This is a genomic window from Pseudoalteromonas sp. MB41 (genome assembly GCF_020966275.1).
GTDB classification, from domain to species: Bacteria; Pseudomonadota; Gammaproteobacteria; order Enterobacterales; family Alteromonadaceae; genus Pseudoalteromonas; species Pseudoalteromonas lipolytica.
In genome coordinates this window covers 29441-44521 of record NZ_JAJJZF010000007.1, presented here as the reverse complement: position 1 = coordinate 44521, position 15081 = coordinate 29441, and the positions used below count along the sequence as shown (strand labels likewise).

Sequence of the window (15081 nt, the reverse complement as noted above, 5' to 3'; positions counted from 1 at the left end):
ATATCAATTAAAAAACCTTATCAAACAAATTGCTCATATCTTGATAAGCGACATTCCCCCTCTAAGGCCGTTATTGTAGCGCTATCAACAGGTCACCAACCTTTATACCTGAAGATATACCCAACCAGCTTTGATGAAAATTGAGTCATATTTTAAATGTGATGAGGAACGTAGAATGGAAAAAACAGATAAATATGCTGTGTCACTCATTTGCCTATTTAGCGCCTTAATGGCATTGAGTTTCTGTTAGACGCTTAGATATAAAAATACCGCTTATAAGCGGTATTTTTATATCTTTAAACGCCCTTGTTATATGACTACGGGCGAGGAATAAAACCCACCGCGTCGTACACTGCTTTTAATGTTTTTTCAGCACGAATACTCGCTTTCTCAGCGCCAGACTTCATGATGCTATTAAGTAACGCTTGATCATCACGAATTTCATGAAAACGCGCTTGGATAGGCTCAATCATGCTAACCACGGCTGCTGCTGTATCTTTTTTCAGGTGACCATACATTTTATCTTCGTACTCAGGCACTAAGTCTTCGATTGAGCGTTTAGTGGCAACTGATAACAAGGTAAGTAAATTAGATACGCCTGGTTTTTCTTCACGGTCGAAGTAAATACGTGCTTGCTCGTCTGAATCAGTAACGGCTTTTTTCAGTTTCTTTTCAATCTTCTTCGGTTCATCTAACAACATGATGTAGCCGTTTGGATTTTCATCTGACTTAGACATTTTCTTTAGTGGGTCTTGCAAGCTCATTACACGTGCACCAAATTCAGGAATGTATGGCTCAGGAAGCTTAAATACGTCTCCGTACAGGTTATTAAAACGCGTCGCAATATCACGAGTAAGCTCTAAATGCTGCTTTTGGTCTTCGCCTACTGGCACTTGATCTGCTTGATACAACAAAATATCAGCGGCTTGTAATACAGGGTATGAAAATAAGCCCACGTTTACGTTATTAGCATGCTTTGATGACTTGTCTTTAAATTGCGTCATACGGTTAAGCTCACCCATTTGCGCATAGCAGTTTAAAACCCAACTAAGCTGAGCATGCTCTGGCACTTGAGATTGAACAAATAACGCAGATTTTTCAGGGTCGATACCACACGCCGCATACAATGCAATACCATCTAAAACACGTGAGCGCAGCTGCTCAGGATCTTGACGTACAGTAATGGCATGTAAATCAACCAGCATAAAGAAACTTTCGTGGTCTTCCTGTAGCTTAAGCCACTGGTTAATAGCGCCAACATAGTTGCCTATTGTCATACCACCGGTTGGCTGAATGCCACTTAACACTACTGGTTTACTCATGATGTTCCTTTATTTTACTAAACTAATAAGACTAAATTTAAAATGCACTTACCTTTGCGTAAGAACAGGTATTATATCTAAGAAATTATCACAGAGGTACTCTGGATTGAAATCAGCAAGGTTTTCACCTTGGTTATAACCATAACCGAGCGCGATAACATCAACATTAGCAGCTTTAGCTGCTAATACATCGCTTTTAGAGTCACCGATTATAATGGCTTTTTCTGGGCTTACATTAAGTTGTCTGCAAGCAAATTGTAACGGTTCAGCTGATGGTTTTTTTGTCATATCATCGCCGCAAACAATAAACTGAAAATGATGAGTAAGTGCCAACTTATCAAGTAGTTTTTCAGTAAAGCGGCGTGCTTTGTTGGTTATGATGACTTTGGGTATGCTTGCCAGCGCTGCAAGACCTGTCTCAACGTGCTGATAAAGCGCGCTATAATCACCAACAACCTCATCATAATGCTGATAAAAAAGAGTGATAGCTTGCTGTGCCAACGCATCATCTAAATGCTCGCTTATTTGCATATCACCGCTCAAGCCTCGCTTAACAAGCGTTTCTATGCCATTACCAACCCAACCTTCCACTAATTTTTGTGTGACCACTGGGAACGCTAAATCTATTAGCGTTAAATTCATGGCAATATACAAATCATAAACACTGTCGACTAATGTGCCGTCGAGGTCAAAAAAGGCAGCATCGTATCTCATGAATTAACGTTTCCTAGCTCTGCACGCATTTTATCGATCACCTCTTTGTAATCAGGTTGGTTGAAAATAGCAGAACCGGCAACAAACATATCGGCTCCTGCCTCAGCGATTTCTGCAATGTTATCCACATTAACACCGCCATCCACTTCAAGGCGAATATTTCGACCTGATTGTTCAATAATTTTACGCGCTTGACGTAACTTGTCTAAGGTATGTGGAATAAAGCTTTGACCACCAAAACCGGGGTTTACCGACATCAATAAGATCACATCAACTTTGTCGAGAACATGCTCAAGGTAGCTCAGGCTGGTTGCAGGATTAAACACCAATCCCGCTTGGCAACCACAATCTTTAATTAGCTGTAAGGTGCGGTCAATATGTTCACTGGCTTCTGGGTGAAAACTAATAATTGACGCCCCAGCTTCAGCAAAATCAGGAATTAAGCGGTCAACCGGCTTCACCATTAAATGCACATCTATCGGTGCGGTAACACCGTAGTCACGTAATGCTTTGCAAATCATGGGGCCAAAGGTCAGGTTTGGCACATAGTGGTTATCCATTACATCAAAATGTACAACATCAGCACCACTGGTTAAGACGCGATCGACATCTTCGCCTAAACGCGCAAAGTCGGCCGATAAAATAGACGGGGCAATTAAATACTTTTGTAATGTTTCCAGCATGAGAGATCCCTTAAAATTTGCTACAGCAATGAAAGTGCGCTTAATGTAACCCAATCGTTAGCTGATTTAAACACCGGCACGAAAGCGCAGCGCCCGACAAAATAATAGAGTCAGTCTTTTAGACTATTGAATCTAGGTAAAAAGAACGAACCCATTGCGTATAACCTCTTTTTTAATAACAACTAAAAACAAACAAAAATTAAACATTTCATTTACTTCAAGCTGCTAATTTTACTAAAAAATCATCTAATTCAGCATTAATTAAGTTTGTTATTTGAACAACTTTTATGTATGCTTGTCTAAATAACACAAACAAAGGTTATTACAATGCGTGCTTTTAAAACTGGGATCTTAATCGCGTCCGCACTTTCAGTTACTGCTTTTGTATCACTTTCTTCAAATGATGAAGATACATTTCTAGCAGCCACATCAGACTGTCAATGCAATACGATTACTGTATCGTCTTCGACTAATCAATGTATTCAAACTAATAAAGAAACGGGTTGGTTTTCGTGGATAACGGGCGATAGCCGTAGTGCTCAATTTCATTACTTAGATTTACTTGAACTGTTAACTAGCAGCGAAGAATCAAAGAAAGTTAGCGGTTTAGGCTCAACGTTCTAAATCGCATGAAAAAATTCTTTAGTGCATTACAAAGTGTCGTTGCGGCATTTTTTGGTGTTCAATCAGAAGACAAACGTCAAGCTGATTTCAAAGAGCATTCACTCAGCTCCCTCGCTGTGATTGCCCTCATCTTATTTATTCTTTTCGTCGCTGCTATCTATTTCACCGTGTCTTTGGTGCTAAGTACATAGCCATTAACTCATTGACTTTATTGCGTGAACCGCCTTTAGGGCTGATTGTTCGCTTAACTTGAATTTCGTCTAATGATGCTTGGCTGTATATTTTACGCGTCCAGACCGTATCATGATTCGAGATAAGCACTGGTGTATTGTTTTCAAAAGCAGCTTGCTCGGCTAAATTTGCTAGGTTTGCTTGATCATCTAAGTTAAACCCCCCTTTGGCATATGACGTAAAAGACGCGGTTTTACTGAGCGGCACATACGGTGGGTCACAGTACACAACAGCGTTTTCAGGAATAAGCTTAAAGACTTCGTCATAGCCTAGGCAGGTAAACGTAGCTTGCTGTGCTTTCTCAGCAAAAAAGCTCATTTCTTTTTCAGGGAAATAGGGACGTTTATATTTTCCAAAGGGGACGTTAAAAATCCCCTTCAAGTTATAACGGCATAGACCATTATAACCATGACGATTCATGTATAAGAATAAAATAGCACGCTCATACACATCGCTACTTTGATTAAACTGCACACGATATTCATAGTAAGCTTCTGGGTGGTTGTTTAATTCAACAAACAACTTTTTAGCGTCGCTAATAAACTCATCTGGCGAGCGCTTTAACTCAGTGTATAAATTGATGAGATCTGCATTGATATCATTCAAAATATAATGCTTAAAATCAGTATTTAAAAACACTGAACCCGCACCAACAAAAGGCTCAACTAAGGTGTCTGCATTCATACTCGCTTGTTTTAAACGGGCGTGAATGTCCTCAACTAGGCTGTATTTTCCGCCTGCCCATTTAAGGAAGGCCCTGGTCTTTTGCTGCATCTGCTCTTAACTTCAATTCAGTGTTGCGCGATTTTACACTAATCAGTTTTAATTTACTGATCTAGTGAAGCGATTTCTTGTTTAATTTTACTTATTTTTTTATAAAAAGGCTGATTTTTACGCACATTTTCAGAAAGTGATAAGGCTGCTTTCTTAGCATCACTTAAGGTCGAAAAACTGCCATAAGTGACAATCCACCATGGCTTGCCACTGCGCATGCTTTTATAAGTATTCACTTGCCCTTGTAAGGTATTTTCAGCGATAAATTTCTCGCTGATCTGTGGGTTCGTGACAGCCAATAGCTGAATAACAAAATTATTGTCTGGCTGTGCTAAATACCAAGCATTACCGCTAAGTAGTGGCGGTTTGTCATTCACAGGCTCTTCTATGAATGAATCAATGTTATCAGTATTTTTCGCATCAGATGTAAGCGCAGCGGCAATTTCATCACTGCTTGGCGTTTCTATTGGCTGTGATGGTTGCTCAATCGTTTTATCTGGCGCGAGGCTATCAACAATTGCAGCAACATTATTTTCATGCTTTTCAGCGGGTTGCTTAATAACCTCTGCGGTTTCAACTGTTGGCGATGGCAGCTCTGGTGCTCGTTCTGGTTCTGGCTGCTCACCGGCGTTAAGTTCGGTGTCTCTTTGCGAGTTAACAACAGCGTCAGTAGAAAGTGCCGTTTCCACAGGTAAGGCGGTATCTTGTTGATAATGCGCTTTCCACCACTGAGTCATATCAGCTTTGTATAAAAAGCCAATAATCAACAGCATGGTCGTTAACAACAATAAAATGATATACAGCAGCTTATAACTTTTTTCTGGCGCACGAATATCAGCAGTTTGTAGCTCAGGTTGCCATTCAAGTAGCAACGCTGGATTGCCCTGTGCTTCTTGTAAAAAAGTACGAAATACAGGGTCTTCCTCAACAGGTAAGTTATCAAAGAACCAGCGCATTAGCTGCTTACTTTCACTTATGTTCAATGCTTCAAGATGAATTTCAACCGCTTGCGTAAACTGCCCCGATGATTGTGAGGCAAGCAAAATATATAAAGTTGTTGGGCTTTGTTTGGCTAACGTTTCTAACTGTTGGATCATTTCATCTGATAAATGACGGCCGCCATCAATCACCCACAAACAATTACCGCAGGGTTGTTGTTTATAAAGCTGATAAAAGTTTTCAGATAAACTGAGGGTGTGATCAATCAGTGGGTTACGAAAGTTTTGTTCGAGTAGCTCAGTGATGAACTGTTGATCAGTCATCTTGCCAGAAAGTTGTACAAATGCTTTGTTGAACTCAAGATATTTGTCGGTAATAAACGTTTCCAACAAATAACTTTTTCCTAATCCTGATGCGCCTAATAAGCATATTAGGTTCTGCCCATATTCGAATTGGAGGGCAATACGATCAACTAGCGCTGCACGGCTAGGCAATATTTGTGATTGCATTAGCGCGCTATTAAATCACAGACCTGCTGATCGGTTACATCACTGACCAGCGCACATTGACCAAATTGTGTAGGAAGAATAAAGCGAATGGTGCCTTTTTTATTTTTTTTATCTTTGCGCATATGAATCAGAAACTGCTCACTGGTCATCTCGCTTGGAATATCCACAGGTAAATCATACTGTGATATTAACAGCACAATACGCTCAACCTCAGATGCTGATAAGTCGCCTCGCGTGTGTGCCAGTCGGGCTGCAAGCACCATACCTGCCGCCACGGCTTCTCCATGCAACCAATTACCGTAACCCATTTGTGCTTCAATAGCATGACCAAAAGTATGGCCCAGGTTTAGGAGTGCACGTAAACCAGCTTCTTTTTCATCTTCTGCAACAATAAGTGCTTTGATTTCGCAGCAACGATAAATCACATGCTGAAGCGTTTGCTCGTCAAGTGACTTTAGCTTTGCGATATTTTGCTCAAGATAAGCAAATAGCTCTGTATCGTAGATTAAGCCGTACTTGATTACTTCTGCCATACCGGCTGCAAACTCGCGCTCTGGCAGAGTATGCAATGATTTGGTATCAATAAACACAGCTTGCGGTTGGTAAAAAGCACCAATCATGTTTTTACCCAGCGGATGGTTAACCGCTGTTTTACCGCCCACAGATGAATCTACTTGCGACAACAATGTCGTCGGTATTTGAATAAACGGCACACCACGCTGATAACACGCAGCTACAAAGCCCGTTAAATCACCTACAACACCCCCGCCTAATGCAATTAAGCAGGTGTCACGACCACAGTTATGCTCAAGTAAAAACGCTGAAATCTTTTCAAACCAATCCAGTGATTTAAATTGCTCACCATCAGGAATAACAAAAGATAACGGATTAAGATCAGCCAACGACGTCATTACATCATCTAAATACAAAGGTGCAATGGTGTCGTTGGTGATAATGATAGGTCGACAATCGCCAATGTGCTCGCGGAGTCGACCTGTCTGTTGAAGTGCAGATTGACCAATATAAATAGGATAACTTCGCTCGTCCAAATTAACAGTTAATTCAAGCATCGCTAATTTCCTTTTTATTATTGGTTTTTAAAAATCTAATTTCTCAATGATTTGATTAGCAACAACTTTAGCGCTTTGCTCATCAGTGCGGACAACAAAATCAGCCACTTCTTTGTATAACGGTTCGCGTTCTTCAGCTAAGCGCTCTAATACATCGCGCGGTGCTTCTTCTGTTTGCAATAATGGGCGACGCTTGTCGCGCTGTGTGCGTGCAACCTGCTTTTCGATCGGTGTCTCTAGGTATACAACGATACCTCGAGCAGAAAGCTTATTACGAACTTCTTTACTGATCACAGAACCACCACCAGTAGCAAGAACAATGCCTTGCATCTCAGTTAAGTCTGAAATAACAGTTTCTTCACGAAGTCGGAAGCCCTCTTCACCCTCAAGATCGAATACCCAAGCAATATCTGCTCCTGTACGACGCTCGATCTCTTGATCTGAATCGAAAAATTCAAGGTGTAATTGGTCAGCAATGTGACGACCAATTGTGCTTTTGCCAGCCCCCATAGGGCCCACTAGAAATATATTACGTTTCTCAGCCATATCTTTTTAGTACAAACGAACTCTAAAATTTGAAATAAAACCCCGCCTAACGACCTGGCCCCAAAATTAAGGAGGGGATTATCTCAGTAATTGATTGGTCATTTCAAGTCAATTAGCGTAAAAAGCCTCATAACGAGCAATTAAACCTGCGAATTGCTCGTTGCTTAAGAAAAAAACACTTAATCTATCTGAATTTTTGGTGTTACGAAGATTAGCAACTCTCTTTTTTCATTAAATTCACTCGTACTTCTAAACAGCACACCTAAATATGGAATGTCACCTAGTAGAGGTACTTTCTTTGTTGAGTTCACAATTTGTTGTTGAAAAATACCACCGAGTACGACGGTTTGGCCATTTTCAACCAACACTTGTGTTTGGATCTGTTGCGTATCAATAGCGACTGCAGGGCCTGTTGGAGTCTGTACCGTATCGCCTCGTGTATCTTGAGTGATAATAAGGTCAAGAATCACCTTGTTGTCTGGCGTGATATGCGGTGTCACTTCAAGGCTTAATACCGCCTTTTTGAAACTCACCGTTGTTGCACCACTTGAAGCAGCCTCTACATAGGGAATTTCAGTACCTTGCTCAATACGGGCTTTTTGCTGGTTTGCTGTGGTAATACGAGGGCTGGCAATGATTTCACCTTTATTTTCTTCTTCAAGCGCAGTCAGCTCGAGATCAATTAAAGTGCCATTGGCAAGTTTCGCAACATGCATACCAATGCTCCCTGCTGGGTTTGAGATTGGTAAGTTAACATTTAGACGATCAGCGACGTTCGGGATCAAACCATTTGAAATCGTTTCAGCGCCTTCAAGTGTTCCCGCTAAGCCATCAGTGCCTTGCTGGTCACTAAAGCCCCAACGCACACCTAAGTCTTCTTGTACGTTATCACGAACCGTCACCATACGAGACTCAATAACAACTTGTCGCACCGCAATATCAAGCGTATCAACCATACGGCGAACACTCTCTATGCTCTTAGCGGTGTCTTTAATTAATAGTGTATTGGTGCGCTTATCAACCGACACGCTGCCACGTGCAGAAATGATGCTGTTAGTGTCGGTTTTTAATAAATCGGCGAACTCTTCCGCTTTCGCGTAGTTAAGACGAATATATTCACTGTATAAAGGCTCTAGGTCTTCAACTTGCTGTTTTGCTTTTAACTCTTTCGCTTCGCGAGCAGCCAATTCTTCAGACGGTGCCACCATTAAAATGGTGCCATCCATGCGTTTGTCTAAGCCTTTCACTTTTAACACCACGTCGAGTGCTTGATCCCATGGCACACCTTCTAGGCGTAATGTGATGTTACCTGACACTGAGTCGCTGGTGACAAGGTTAAACTCGTTATAGCCTGCGATAATTTGCAGCACAGCACGGACCGGAATATCTTGAAAGTTTAAGGTCATTGGGCGACCTTGGTATTCAATACCGCCATCAAGGTATGCGCGTTGTGAGTCATCTTTTTCGACGGTCAAAGTAAAGATATTTTCGATCTGCTGATGCGTAAATTTAAATGCGGCATTAGGTTCAATTACAATGCGCGTCAAATTATCTTCTTTAAACGTTTCTATCGTGCTAACAACAGTGCCAAAATCAAGAACATCTAATTGATATAATAAATCGTCTAAAATGTCTGTATGGTGAAATTCTGCAACAATTTTACCACCGCTTTCATGTACATCGATTGCCGCTTGCGTATCTTGTAAAAACACAAGTAAGCGCGCTTCGCCTTTATCACCGCGACGAAAATCAATTGATTGCACCGTATTAATGTAATTATTTTTTGCTGATAGCGGATCAGCCGACTCATCGGTGGTGATTGGGTTGTCTGATACGTGTAAAGTGACGATGTTATCTTTCGCAGTCGTTTTATAAATTTTTAAACGCTCTAAAGAAACGGTTACTTTCAAGCCTTGTGATGTCATTGTGCTGCTGACATGTTTAATACCCGCCTGATTTATTTCAACATCGCGGACATTGTTATCTACACCGACATCGCTAAATAACATCTCAATGCGTGCAGGCGAATTGTACACTTGCACTTTTGGCTCAAAGGTAAGGGCCTCATCAAACACTAACTGTAATTGCGTTTCGCCTTTCATCAAGGGGTTATAACGCACATCATAGAGAAGAGGAGCAGCAATCGCTGTCTGCGTCATTAAGAGTGCCAATGCCGCCAACATAAATTTGTGCATGTGTACTAACCAAGCCATTCCTTTATGCATCTTATTTTTACCTTTCATACGATTAACTTGCACCATTTGTATCTGCCTCTAACATTTCTAGTTTTGTCAGACGCTCTTTCCAACAACCAGACCCATCAGGAATTAATTCTAATAATTGTATATAATTGTCGTGCACTTCTTTTATTTCACCATGATACAAACCTAGATAATTACCCTCTGTGACACGATATAGCGTGTCGTCAGCGGCTTTGATCAATGCCCAGGTTCTCCCTTTACTACCGATAGTGCCTTTCATTGACAAGTTATCGAGCGGGTATTTTTCAAGTGGTTGACGAACACGGTCAGGGTCTGGGTGTAAACAGTTTTTAACTTGAACCAAGTTATTTTGAATTATTTCTGGTTTTGGAGCGACAAACGGACTACGTAACTCACCTGCACTGTATTCAAAATATTCAAACTTTGCCATTTGAGGAATAGGCTCAACCTCAGGGGTCGTGCTCGCTTTTACCTGATCAATAAACTCTTTTTGTTCTGAAGTATCATCATTACAGGCGCTGAGAAGCAAGCTCATAACAATAATTAACGGGAGCTTTCTCATTTCTTAGGCCCCCCTTCATAACGGTAGGTTTTTGCCACAACGCTAAAGGTTAATTCATTCTCGTTAGACGTTTGAATGGTAAAATCATGCAAACTCACAATACGTGGTAACTGTGCCACTTTGCCAACAAAGTCACCAAACTCATGATAGGTTCCTATTACCTCAATTTTAATGGGTAATTCGGTGTAAAACTCTTTTTTAATTTCCGGCAACCAGCCAATCTTCAAAAAGGTTAAGCCGCTCGTTGTCCCCACATACGATAAGTCGTCAAGGAGCCCCGGTGTTTCATTCGACGTTGGTAAGCGTTTTAAAAGCTGTGAAAACTTTTCTTCCATGTCGACCATTTGTTGACGATATAACTCTAATTTACTGGCTAAAGCGTATTTTTGTTTGTACGTATTGCGCAGTTCGGTTTCTTTTGCAACCGCGGCGTGATAGCTGGTTATTTCGTCTGACACTAACAAGCTATAGCTGAAATACAACACGATTGCCGCAACAAACGCACAACACAGTGCTTTTACAGCAATGGGCCAATCGCCCATGTTTTCGAGTTCTATTTCATTCCAATCTATTTCAGTTAACGATTTGATATCAAGGCTCATTAGGTGCTTCTCCTATTTTATCAAACGGTTTAACGTAAAAATCCATATTAAAATCACTCAATAGCCTAGATGTTTGTTCACCTGCAACAATGCCTTGCATTACGGGTCGCTCTAACAAATAAGAGCTTTGCACTTGTCGTAACATCGTCGATAAGCGATTGTTAGATTCACTGCGACCAATCACATGAATACGGTCATTTTGGCGCTCAAGCTTGGTAAGATAGACACCCGCTGGCACTATTTTTGCCACTTCATCCATAATCTGCGTACCAAGGTTACGACTACTTTGTAGCTCTTCAATGAGTCGCATGCGTTGTTGAAGGCTTTCTTTTTTCTTATCAAGATCATTAATCTCGCGGATACGCTGATTAAGCAAGGCAATTTCTGTATTTAAGAAATCATTTTTTATATTTTGCCCTTCGCGTAAACCACTATAAAAAGAGCTTAATATATACATACTTAAGAAACTGATAACCACAACTGCAAAAAGTACTGTCACAAATTTATTCTGTGATTCTTTACGTTGTTGTTCGCGCCAAGGCAGTAGGTTTATATGTGGCATGATGAAAAGCTCCTTAACGCCAACCCAGTAGCTATCGCAAACTGCGTTCGGTGACGCTGCAGCACATTGCGATCAACTCTTGGAGAAACCTCAATGTTTGCGAAAGGATCAGCAACCACAGTATGAATTCCTAATTCTTCAATGAGTAAGCGATCTAACCCTTCAATCATCGCCGTGCCACCGGTTAAAACGATATAGTCAACATGATCTTTGCCACTTGTGGTTAAGAACATTTGCACCGCACGTCTTACTTGCTGTAGCAACGATGTTTGGAAAGGTGCCAATACTTCAAAGGTGTAATTAGGCGGCAAATCACCGGTTGTTTTGCCGATTTCAGCTTCATCAAAACTTTTGTTGTAGTAAGCAACAATGCTATTTGTATATTGATCACCACCGAACACTTGGTCACGGGTATAAATAGTTTCACCCGCTTGTACCACGCTCACTAACATCAGCACGGCACCAATATCAACCACAGCAACACACTTATTGTACGCATCGCTTGGCAACTGCTGGTAGTACACATCCATCGTTCGACTAAGTGCATAACTTTCTACATCGACCACTTTAGCTTTTAAATTAGCCGTTTCTAAAGCACCAACGCGTGCCTCAACACTTTCTGTACGGGCAGCTGAGAGCAATACATTAACCTTGCTCGGATCGGCCTCATTAATGGCGAGTTTTTCAAAGTCTATATTTACTTCATCAAGTGGGTACGGTATGAGGCTATCTGCCTCAATTGCAATTTGCGACTCTAATTCAGCATCAGTTAATGATACATCCATGAAAATCACTTTGGTGATCACGGTTTGACCAGACACGGCTACTGCCGCAGCCTGAACAGATTTAGGTATTTTCCTTTTTAATTTAGCGATAACATTGCCAATCGCTTCAATGTCTTGAATTGTACGCTCAGACATTGCTCCCTTTGGCATTGGCTCTATAGCTAACGCCTCAAGTCGCAAACCTGTGTCTGTCTCCTGCAACAACACTGCTTTAATGCAGTGCGATCCAATGTCGATCCCTACCATCATAGATGAAGGCTTTTTAAATAGCTGACTTAGCATGTTTGCAACTTGGCCTTTGTTTTAATAATAAACAAGTTATAATTTTTATCTGAAAAAATATTATTCATTTTTTAATCAATATATACTAGCAGTCTCCGATTCTAATTGGGAGTCCATTTAGGGAAAATATAAGTGATTTTATTAAAACGAACTTTACAATTTATTATCATCTGCTCATTTTTAGGACTAATCACTTTAGTCGGTCTATACTATTACGTTAAACCTGATATTCCTAGCGTTCAGGTACTGAAAGACGTTCAATTACAGACACCTATGCAAGTATTTTCTAGAGATGGTTTATTGATTAACCAATTCGGTGAAAAACGCCGCATTCCGGTCACAATCGATGAAATTCCCCAGCCTTTAATCGATGCTATTTTAGCAACTGAAGATAATCGATTTTATGAACATATTGGTATCGACCCTATCGGTATCATCCGCTCAGCCATTGTACTCATATCTACAGGAGAAAAGAAACAAGGCGCAAGTACTATAACAATGCAACTTGCCCGTAACTTCTTCTTAACTCGTGAAAAAGCATACATCCGTAAAGTGAAAGAGATCTTCATTGCTTTGCACATAGAAAGCATATTAAGCAAAGATGAAATTCTCGAATTATATTTAAATAAAATTGAATTAGGTAACCGCGCATTCGGTATAGGTGCTGCTGCACAAGTGTATTACGGTAAAGAACTGAATGAGCTTACACTGCCTCAAATGGCAATGATTGCAGGTCTCCCCAAAGCGCCTTCGGCTTTAAACCCCATTCGTAACCCTGCACGCGCAAAAAGTCGACGAAATGTTGTTCTTGGCCGTATGTTAACCGAAAAATATATTACCCAGAGTGAATACGAAGAAGCCATTAACGCACCAATTACCGCTAAATTTCATGGGGCAGAAATTGAAGTCTATGCACCGTATATCTCTGAAATGGTGCGTGCAGAAATGGTGGCCCGTTACGGCCACGAACGTGCATACAACACCGGTTTTAAAGTATACACCAGTGTTGAGTCTAATATTCAACAAGCAGCCCAAGATGCGCTCGTCGACAATCTACATGCCTACGATATGCGCCATGGATACCGAGGCGCCACCGCGCAGCTTTGGGATAGCAATACGGATAGTCCGCTTAGCGAAGACGCTATTTTAGATAAACTAAAAGACGTGAAAGAGTTTGGCCCTTTACGTGCGGGCGTAGTCACTAATGTTGCTGAGCAATCTGCGCAGGTATTACTAAAAAATGGCGAGCATATAACCCTTGAGTGGGATGGCCTAAAATGGGCACGTAAATACATTACCCGTTATCGCCAAGGTTTTGCACCGAAAACGGCCACCGAAATTCTCAATGCTGGCGAACAAATTTGGCTACGTAAGAATCCAGATGACAGTTATATTTTAAGCCAAGTACCCGAAGCATCAAGCGCCTTAGTATCACTTGACCCTCAAGATGGTCGCATAAAAGCCATTGTGGGAGGGTATAGTTTTGAGCAAAGCCAATATAATCGTGCAGTACAAGCTAAGCGCCAAGTAGGTTCGAATATTAAACCATTTATTTACTCAGCGGCGTTAGAAAATGGCTATACCTTAGCCTCAATCTTAAATGATGCCCCCATTAACCAATGGGACAAAAGCCAAGGTGTTGCATGGCGTCCTAAAAATAGCCCAGCAGTTTACAATGGCCCTATTCGTATTCGTCGTGCTTTAGCACAATCTAAAAACGTTATTTCAGTTCGGTTATTACGCGGTGTTGGTTTAGAGCGCACAGCAGATCATTTATTAAAGTTTGGCTTTTTGAATAGCGACATTAACCGCAGTGAGTCGCTGGCATTAGGGAGTGCCTCTATTACGCCTCTTGAGCTTGCACGCGGCATGAGTGCCTTTGCAAATGGAGGGCACTTAATTACGCCTTATTACATCTCTGAAATTCAAGATTCTGCTGGAACAACTTTATATAAAGCCACACCAGAGCTTGCCTGTGATACCCCAGAGCAAAAGGTCACGCCCGATTTTGCAACACTTGATGATAGCCAACTGGTGGCCACAGAATTAGAACACAATGCTCAGCCTCGCTGCGCGCCTCGTATCATCTCAAAACAAAATGCTTTCTTAATTTCGCAAGCAATGCACAGCGCAATTTGGGGTGGCGGAAGCTGGGCACATAAAACAGGTTGGAGTGGTACTGGCTGGCGTGCACAAGCGCTTGATCGCCGTGATCTAGCAGGTAAAACCGGAACCACGAATGACTCTGTTGATACATGGTTTAGTGGTTTTAATCGCAATGTACTGACCTCTGTGTGGGTTGGCTTTGATAACCCAGGCAACCCACTGGGTCGTTCAACCTACAACAGTAACCTTGATAAGTCACAAATATCAGGGGCTGAATCAGGCGCAAAAACGGCTCAACCAGCTTGGGTTGATTTTATGCGAGTTGCTTTAGATGGTATGCCTGAGGCACCGATTGAGTTTCCTGAAGGCTTAGTGTCTGTGCGCATTGATTTAGCAACAGGGTTACTGAGCCATAAAAATGATTACACCAGTCGTTTTGAGTACTTTATTAAAGGCACCGCTCCGACGAAGTATGTCCTTGAGCAACCGACTAATGTGTTTGAAGAGTCACTTTCTACAGAGGAAGAGCTGTTCTAAACAGTCTTTAA

Annotated in this window: 15 protein-coding genes; 3 read left to right on the top strand and 12 right to left on the bottom strand. The window is 41.4% G+C overall.

Annotated elements, in window-relative coordinates:
• Positions 1–317 precede the first annotated feature (317 nt).
• From trpS to rpe, 3 genes are read right to left on the bottom strand one after another with little or no spacing between them, the layout of a single operon-like run.
• The gene (trpS, locus tag LPA49_RS09305; protein WP_036973183.1) at positions 318–1322 is read right to left on the bottom strand and encodes a tryptophan--tRNA ligase; all 1005 of its coding nucleotides are present in this window, start codon (positions 1320–1322) and stop codon (positions 318–320) included.
• A 48-nt stretch (positions 1323–1370) separates the two neighbouring features.
• On the bottom strand, positions 1371–2036 hold the full coding sequence (locus tag LPA49_RS09300; RefSeq protein WP_230236438.1) for an HAD-IA family hydrolase: 666 nt from the start codon (positions 2034–2036) through the stop codon (positions 1371–1373).
• On the bottom strand, positions 2033–2719 hold the full coding sequence (rpe, locus tag LPA49_RS09295) for a ribulose-phosphate 3-epimerase (RefSeq protein ID WP_036973185.1): 687 nt from the start codon (positions 2717–2719) through the stop codon (positions 2033–2035). Before rpe ends, LPA49_RS09300 begins: the two co-directional genes overlap by 4 nt.
• Positions 2720–3046: 327 nt before the next feature.
• Between rpe and LPA49_RS09290 the strand changes: the two genes are divergently transcribed.
• Together LPA49_RS09290 and LPA49_RS09285 are read left to right on the top strand one after the other, a co-directional pair.
• Positions 3047–3343, top strand: coding sequence for a hypothetical protein (locus LPA49_RS09290; RefSeq protein ID WP_036973186.1), 297 nt, complete (start codon positions 3047–3049; stop codon positions 3341–3343).
• A gap of 5 nt (positions 3344–3348) precedes the next feature.
• Positions 3349–3534: a DUF2970 domain-containing protein gene (locus LPA49_RS09285; RefSeq protein ID WP_036973187.1), complete on the top strand. Its 186-nt coding sequence runs from the start codon at positions 3349–3351 to the stop codon at positions 3532–3534.
• Here LPA49_RS09285 and LPA49_RS09280 read toward each other — a convergent pair.
• The 9 genes from LPA49_RS09280 to LPA49_RS09240 all read right to left on the bottom strand — a co-directional run bounded on the left by LPA49_RS09280 (position 3506) and on the right by LPA49_RS09240 (position 12427).
• Positions 3506–4348 carry a Dam family site-specific DNA-(adenine-N6)-methyltransferase gene (locus tag LPA49_RS09280; RefSeq protein WP_036973188.1) on the bottom strand — a complete coding sequence of 281 codons (843 nt, stop codon included), beginning with the start codon at positions 4346–4348 and terminating at the stop codon, positions 3506–3508. The two genes, LPA49_RS09285 and LPA49_RS09280, sit on opposite strands and share 29 nt — an antisense overlap.
• 53 nt (positions 4349–4401) lie before the next feature.
• Positions 4402–5796 carry an AAA family ATPase gene (locus tag LPA49_RS09275; protein ID WP_180311144.1) on the bottom strand — a complete coding sequence of 465 codons (1395 nt, stop codon included), beginning with the start codon at positions 5794–5796 and terminating at the stop codon, positions 4402–4404.
• Entirely contained in the window at positions 5796–6866 is a 1071-nt protein-coding gene (gene aroB / locus LPA49_RS09270) for a 3-dehydroquinate synthase (RefSeq protein WP_180311145.1), read from the bottom strand. Before aroB ends, LPA49_RS09275 begins: the two co-directional genes overlap by 1 nt.
• A gap of 27 nt (positions 6867–6893) precedes the next feature.
• Entirely contained in the window at positions 6894–7412 is a 519-nt protein-coding gene (gene aroK, locus LPA49_RS09265; protein ID WP_036973192.1) for a shikimate kinase AroK, read from the bottom strand.
• 179 nt (positions 7413–7591) lie between these two features.
• A complete protein-coding gene (locus LPA49_RS09260) occupies positions 7592–9673 on the bottom strand; it encodes a type IV pilus secretin PilQ (protein ID WP_065978298.1) in 2082 nt (693 codons plus the stop codon).
• The gene (locus LPA49_RS09255) at positions 9660–10196 is read right to left on the bottom strand and encodes a pilus assembly protein PilP (RefSeq protein ID WP_036973194.1); all 537 of its coding nucleotides are present in this window, start codon (positions 10194–10196) and stop codon (positions 9660–9662) included. The genes LPA49_RS09260 and LPA49_RS09255 overlap by 14 nt, the downstream gene beginning before the upstream one ends.
• A complete protein-coding gene (locus tag LPA49_RS09250) occupies positions 10193–10798 on the bottom strand; it encodes a type 4a pilus biogenesis protein PilO (protein ID WP_036973195.1) in 606 nt (201 codons plus the stop codon). The genes LPA49_RS09255 and LPA49_RS09250 overlap by 4 nt, the downstream gene beginning before the upstream one ends.
• A complete protein-coding gene (locus LPA49_RS09245; protein WP_074989341.1) occupies positions 10788–11360 on the bottom strand; it encodes a PilN domain-containing protein in 573 nt (190 codons plus the stop codon). Before LPA49_RS09245 ends, LPA49_RS09250 begins: the two co-directional genes overlap by 11 nt.
• A complete protein-coding gene (locus tag LPA49_RS09240) occupies positions 11348–12427 on the bottom strand; it encodes a pilus assembly protein PilM (RefSeq protein WP_074989340.1) in 1080 nt (359 codons plus the stop codon). The genes LPA49_RS09245 and LPA49_RS09240 overlap by 13 nt, the downstream gene beginning before the upstream one ends.
• Before the next feature lie 132 nt (positions 12428–12559).
• Here LPA49_RS09240 and LPA49_RS09235 point away from each other — a divergent pair, with 132 nt between their 5' ends.
• Entirely contained in the window at positions 12560–15070 is a 2511-nt protein-coding gene (locus LPA49_RS09235) for a penicillin-binding protein 1A (RefSeq protein WP_074989339.1), read from the top strand.
• The last annotated feature ends 11 nt before the right edge of the window (positions 15071–15081 follow it).

What these genes read in the sequence shown, in the direction of transcription:
- trpS (WP_036973183.1), bottom strand. Translation starts at nt 1,322, where the DNA reads ATGAGTAAACCAGTAGTGTTAAGTGGCATTCAGCCAACCGGTGGTATG.
- LPA49_RS09300 (WP_230236438.1), bottom strand. Translation starts at nt 2,036, where the DNA reads ATGAGATACGATGCTGCCTTTTTTGACCTCGACGGCACATTAGTCGAC.
- rpe (WP_036973185.1), bottom strand. Translation starts at nt 2,719, where the DNA reads ATGCTGGAAACATTACAAAAGTATTTAATTGCCCCGTCTATTTTATCG.
- LPA49_RS09290 (WP_036973186.1), top strand. Translation starts at nt 3,047, where the DNA reads ATGCGTGCTTTTAAAACTGGGATCTTAATCGCGTCCGCACTTTCAGTT.
- LPA49_RS09285 (WP_036973187.1), top strand. Translation starts at nt 3,349, where the DNA reads ATGAAAAAATTCTTTAGTGCATTACAAAGTGTCGTTGCGGCATTTTTT.
- LPA49_RS09280 (WP_036973188.1), bottom strand. Translation starts at nt 4,348, where the DNA reads ATGCAGCAAAAGACCAGGGCCTTCCTTAAATGGGCAGGCGGAAAATAC.
- LPA49_RS09275 (WP_180311144.1), bottom strand. Translation starts at nt 5,796, where the DNA reads ATGCAATCACAAATATTGCCTAGCCGTGCAGCGCTAGTTGATCGTATT.
- aroB (WP_180311145.1), bottom strand. Translation starts at nt 6,866, where the DNA reads ATGCTTGAATTAACTGTTAATTTGGACGAGCGAAGTTATCCTATTTAT.
- aroK (WP_036973192.1), bottom strand. Translation starts at nt 7,412, where the DNA reads ATGGCTGAGAAACGTAATATATTTCTAGTGGGCCCTATGGGGGCTGGC.
- LPA49_RS09260 (WP_065978298.1), bottom strand. Translation starts at nt 9,673, where the DNA reads ATGGTGCAAGTTAATCGTATGAAAGGTAAAAATAAGATGCATAAAGGA.
- LPA49_RS09255 (WP_036973194.1), bottom strand. Translation starts at nt 10,196, where the DNA reads ATGAGAAAGCTCCCGTTAATTATTGTTATGAGCTTGCTTCTCAGCGCC.
- LPA49_RS09250 (WP_036973195.1), bottom strand. Translation starts at nt 10,798, where the DNA reads ATGAGCCTTGATATCAAATCGTTAACTGAAATAGATTGGAATGAAATA.
- LPA49_RS09245 (WP_074989341.1), bottom strand. Translation starts at nt 11,360, where the DNA reads ATGCCACATATAAACCTACTGCCTTGGCGCGAACAACAACGTAAAGAA.
- LPA49_RS09240 (WP_074989340.1), bottom strand. Translation starts at nt 12,427, where the DNA reads ATGCTAAGTCAGCTATTTAAAAAGCCTTCATCTATGATGGTAGGGATC.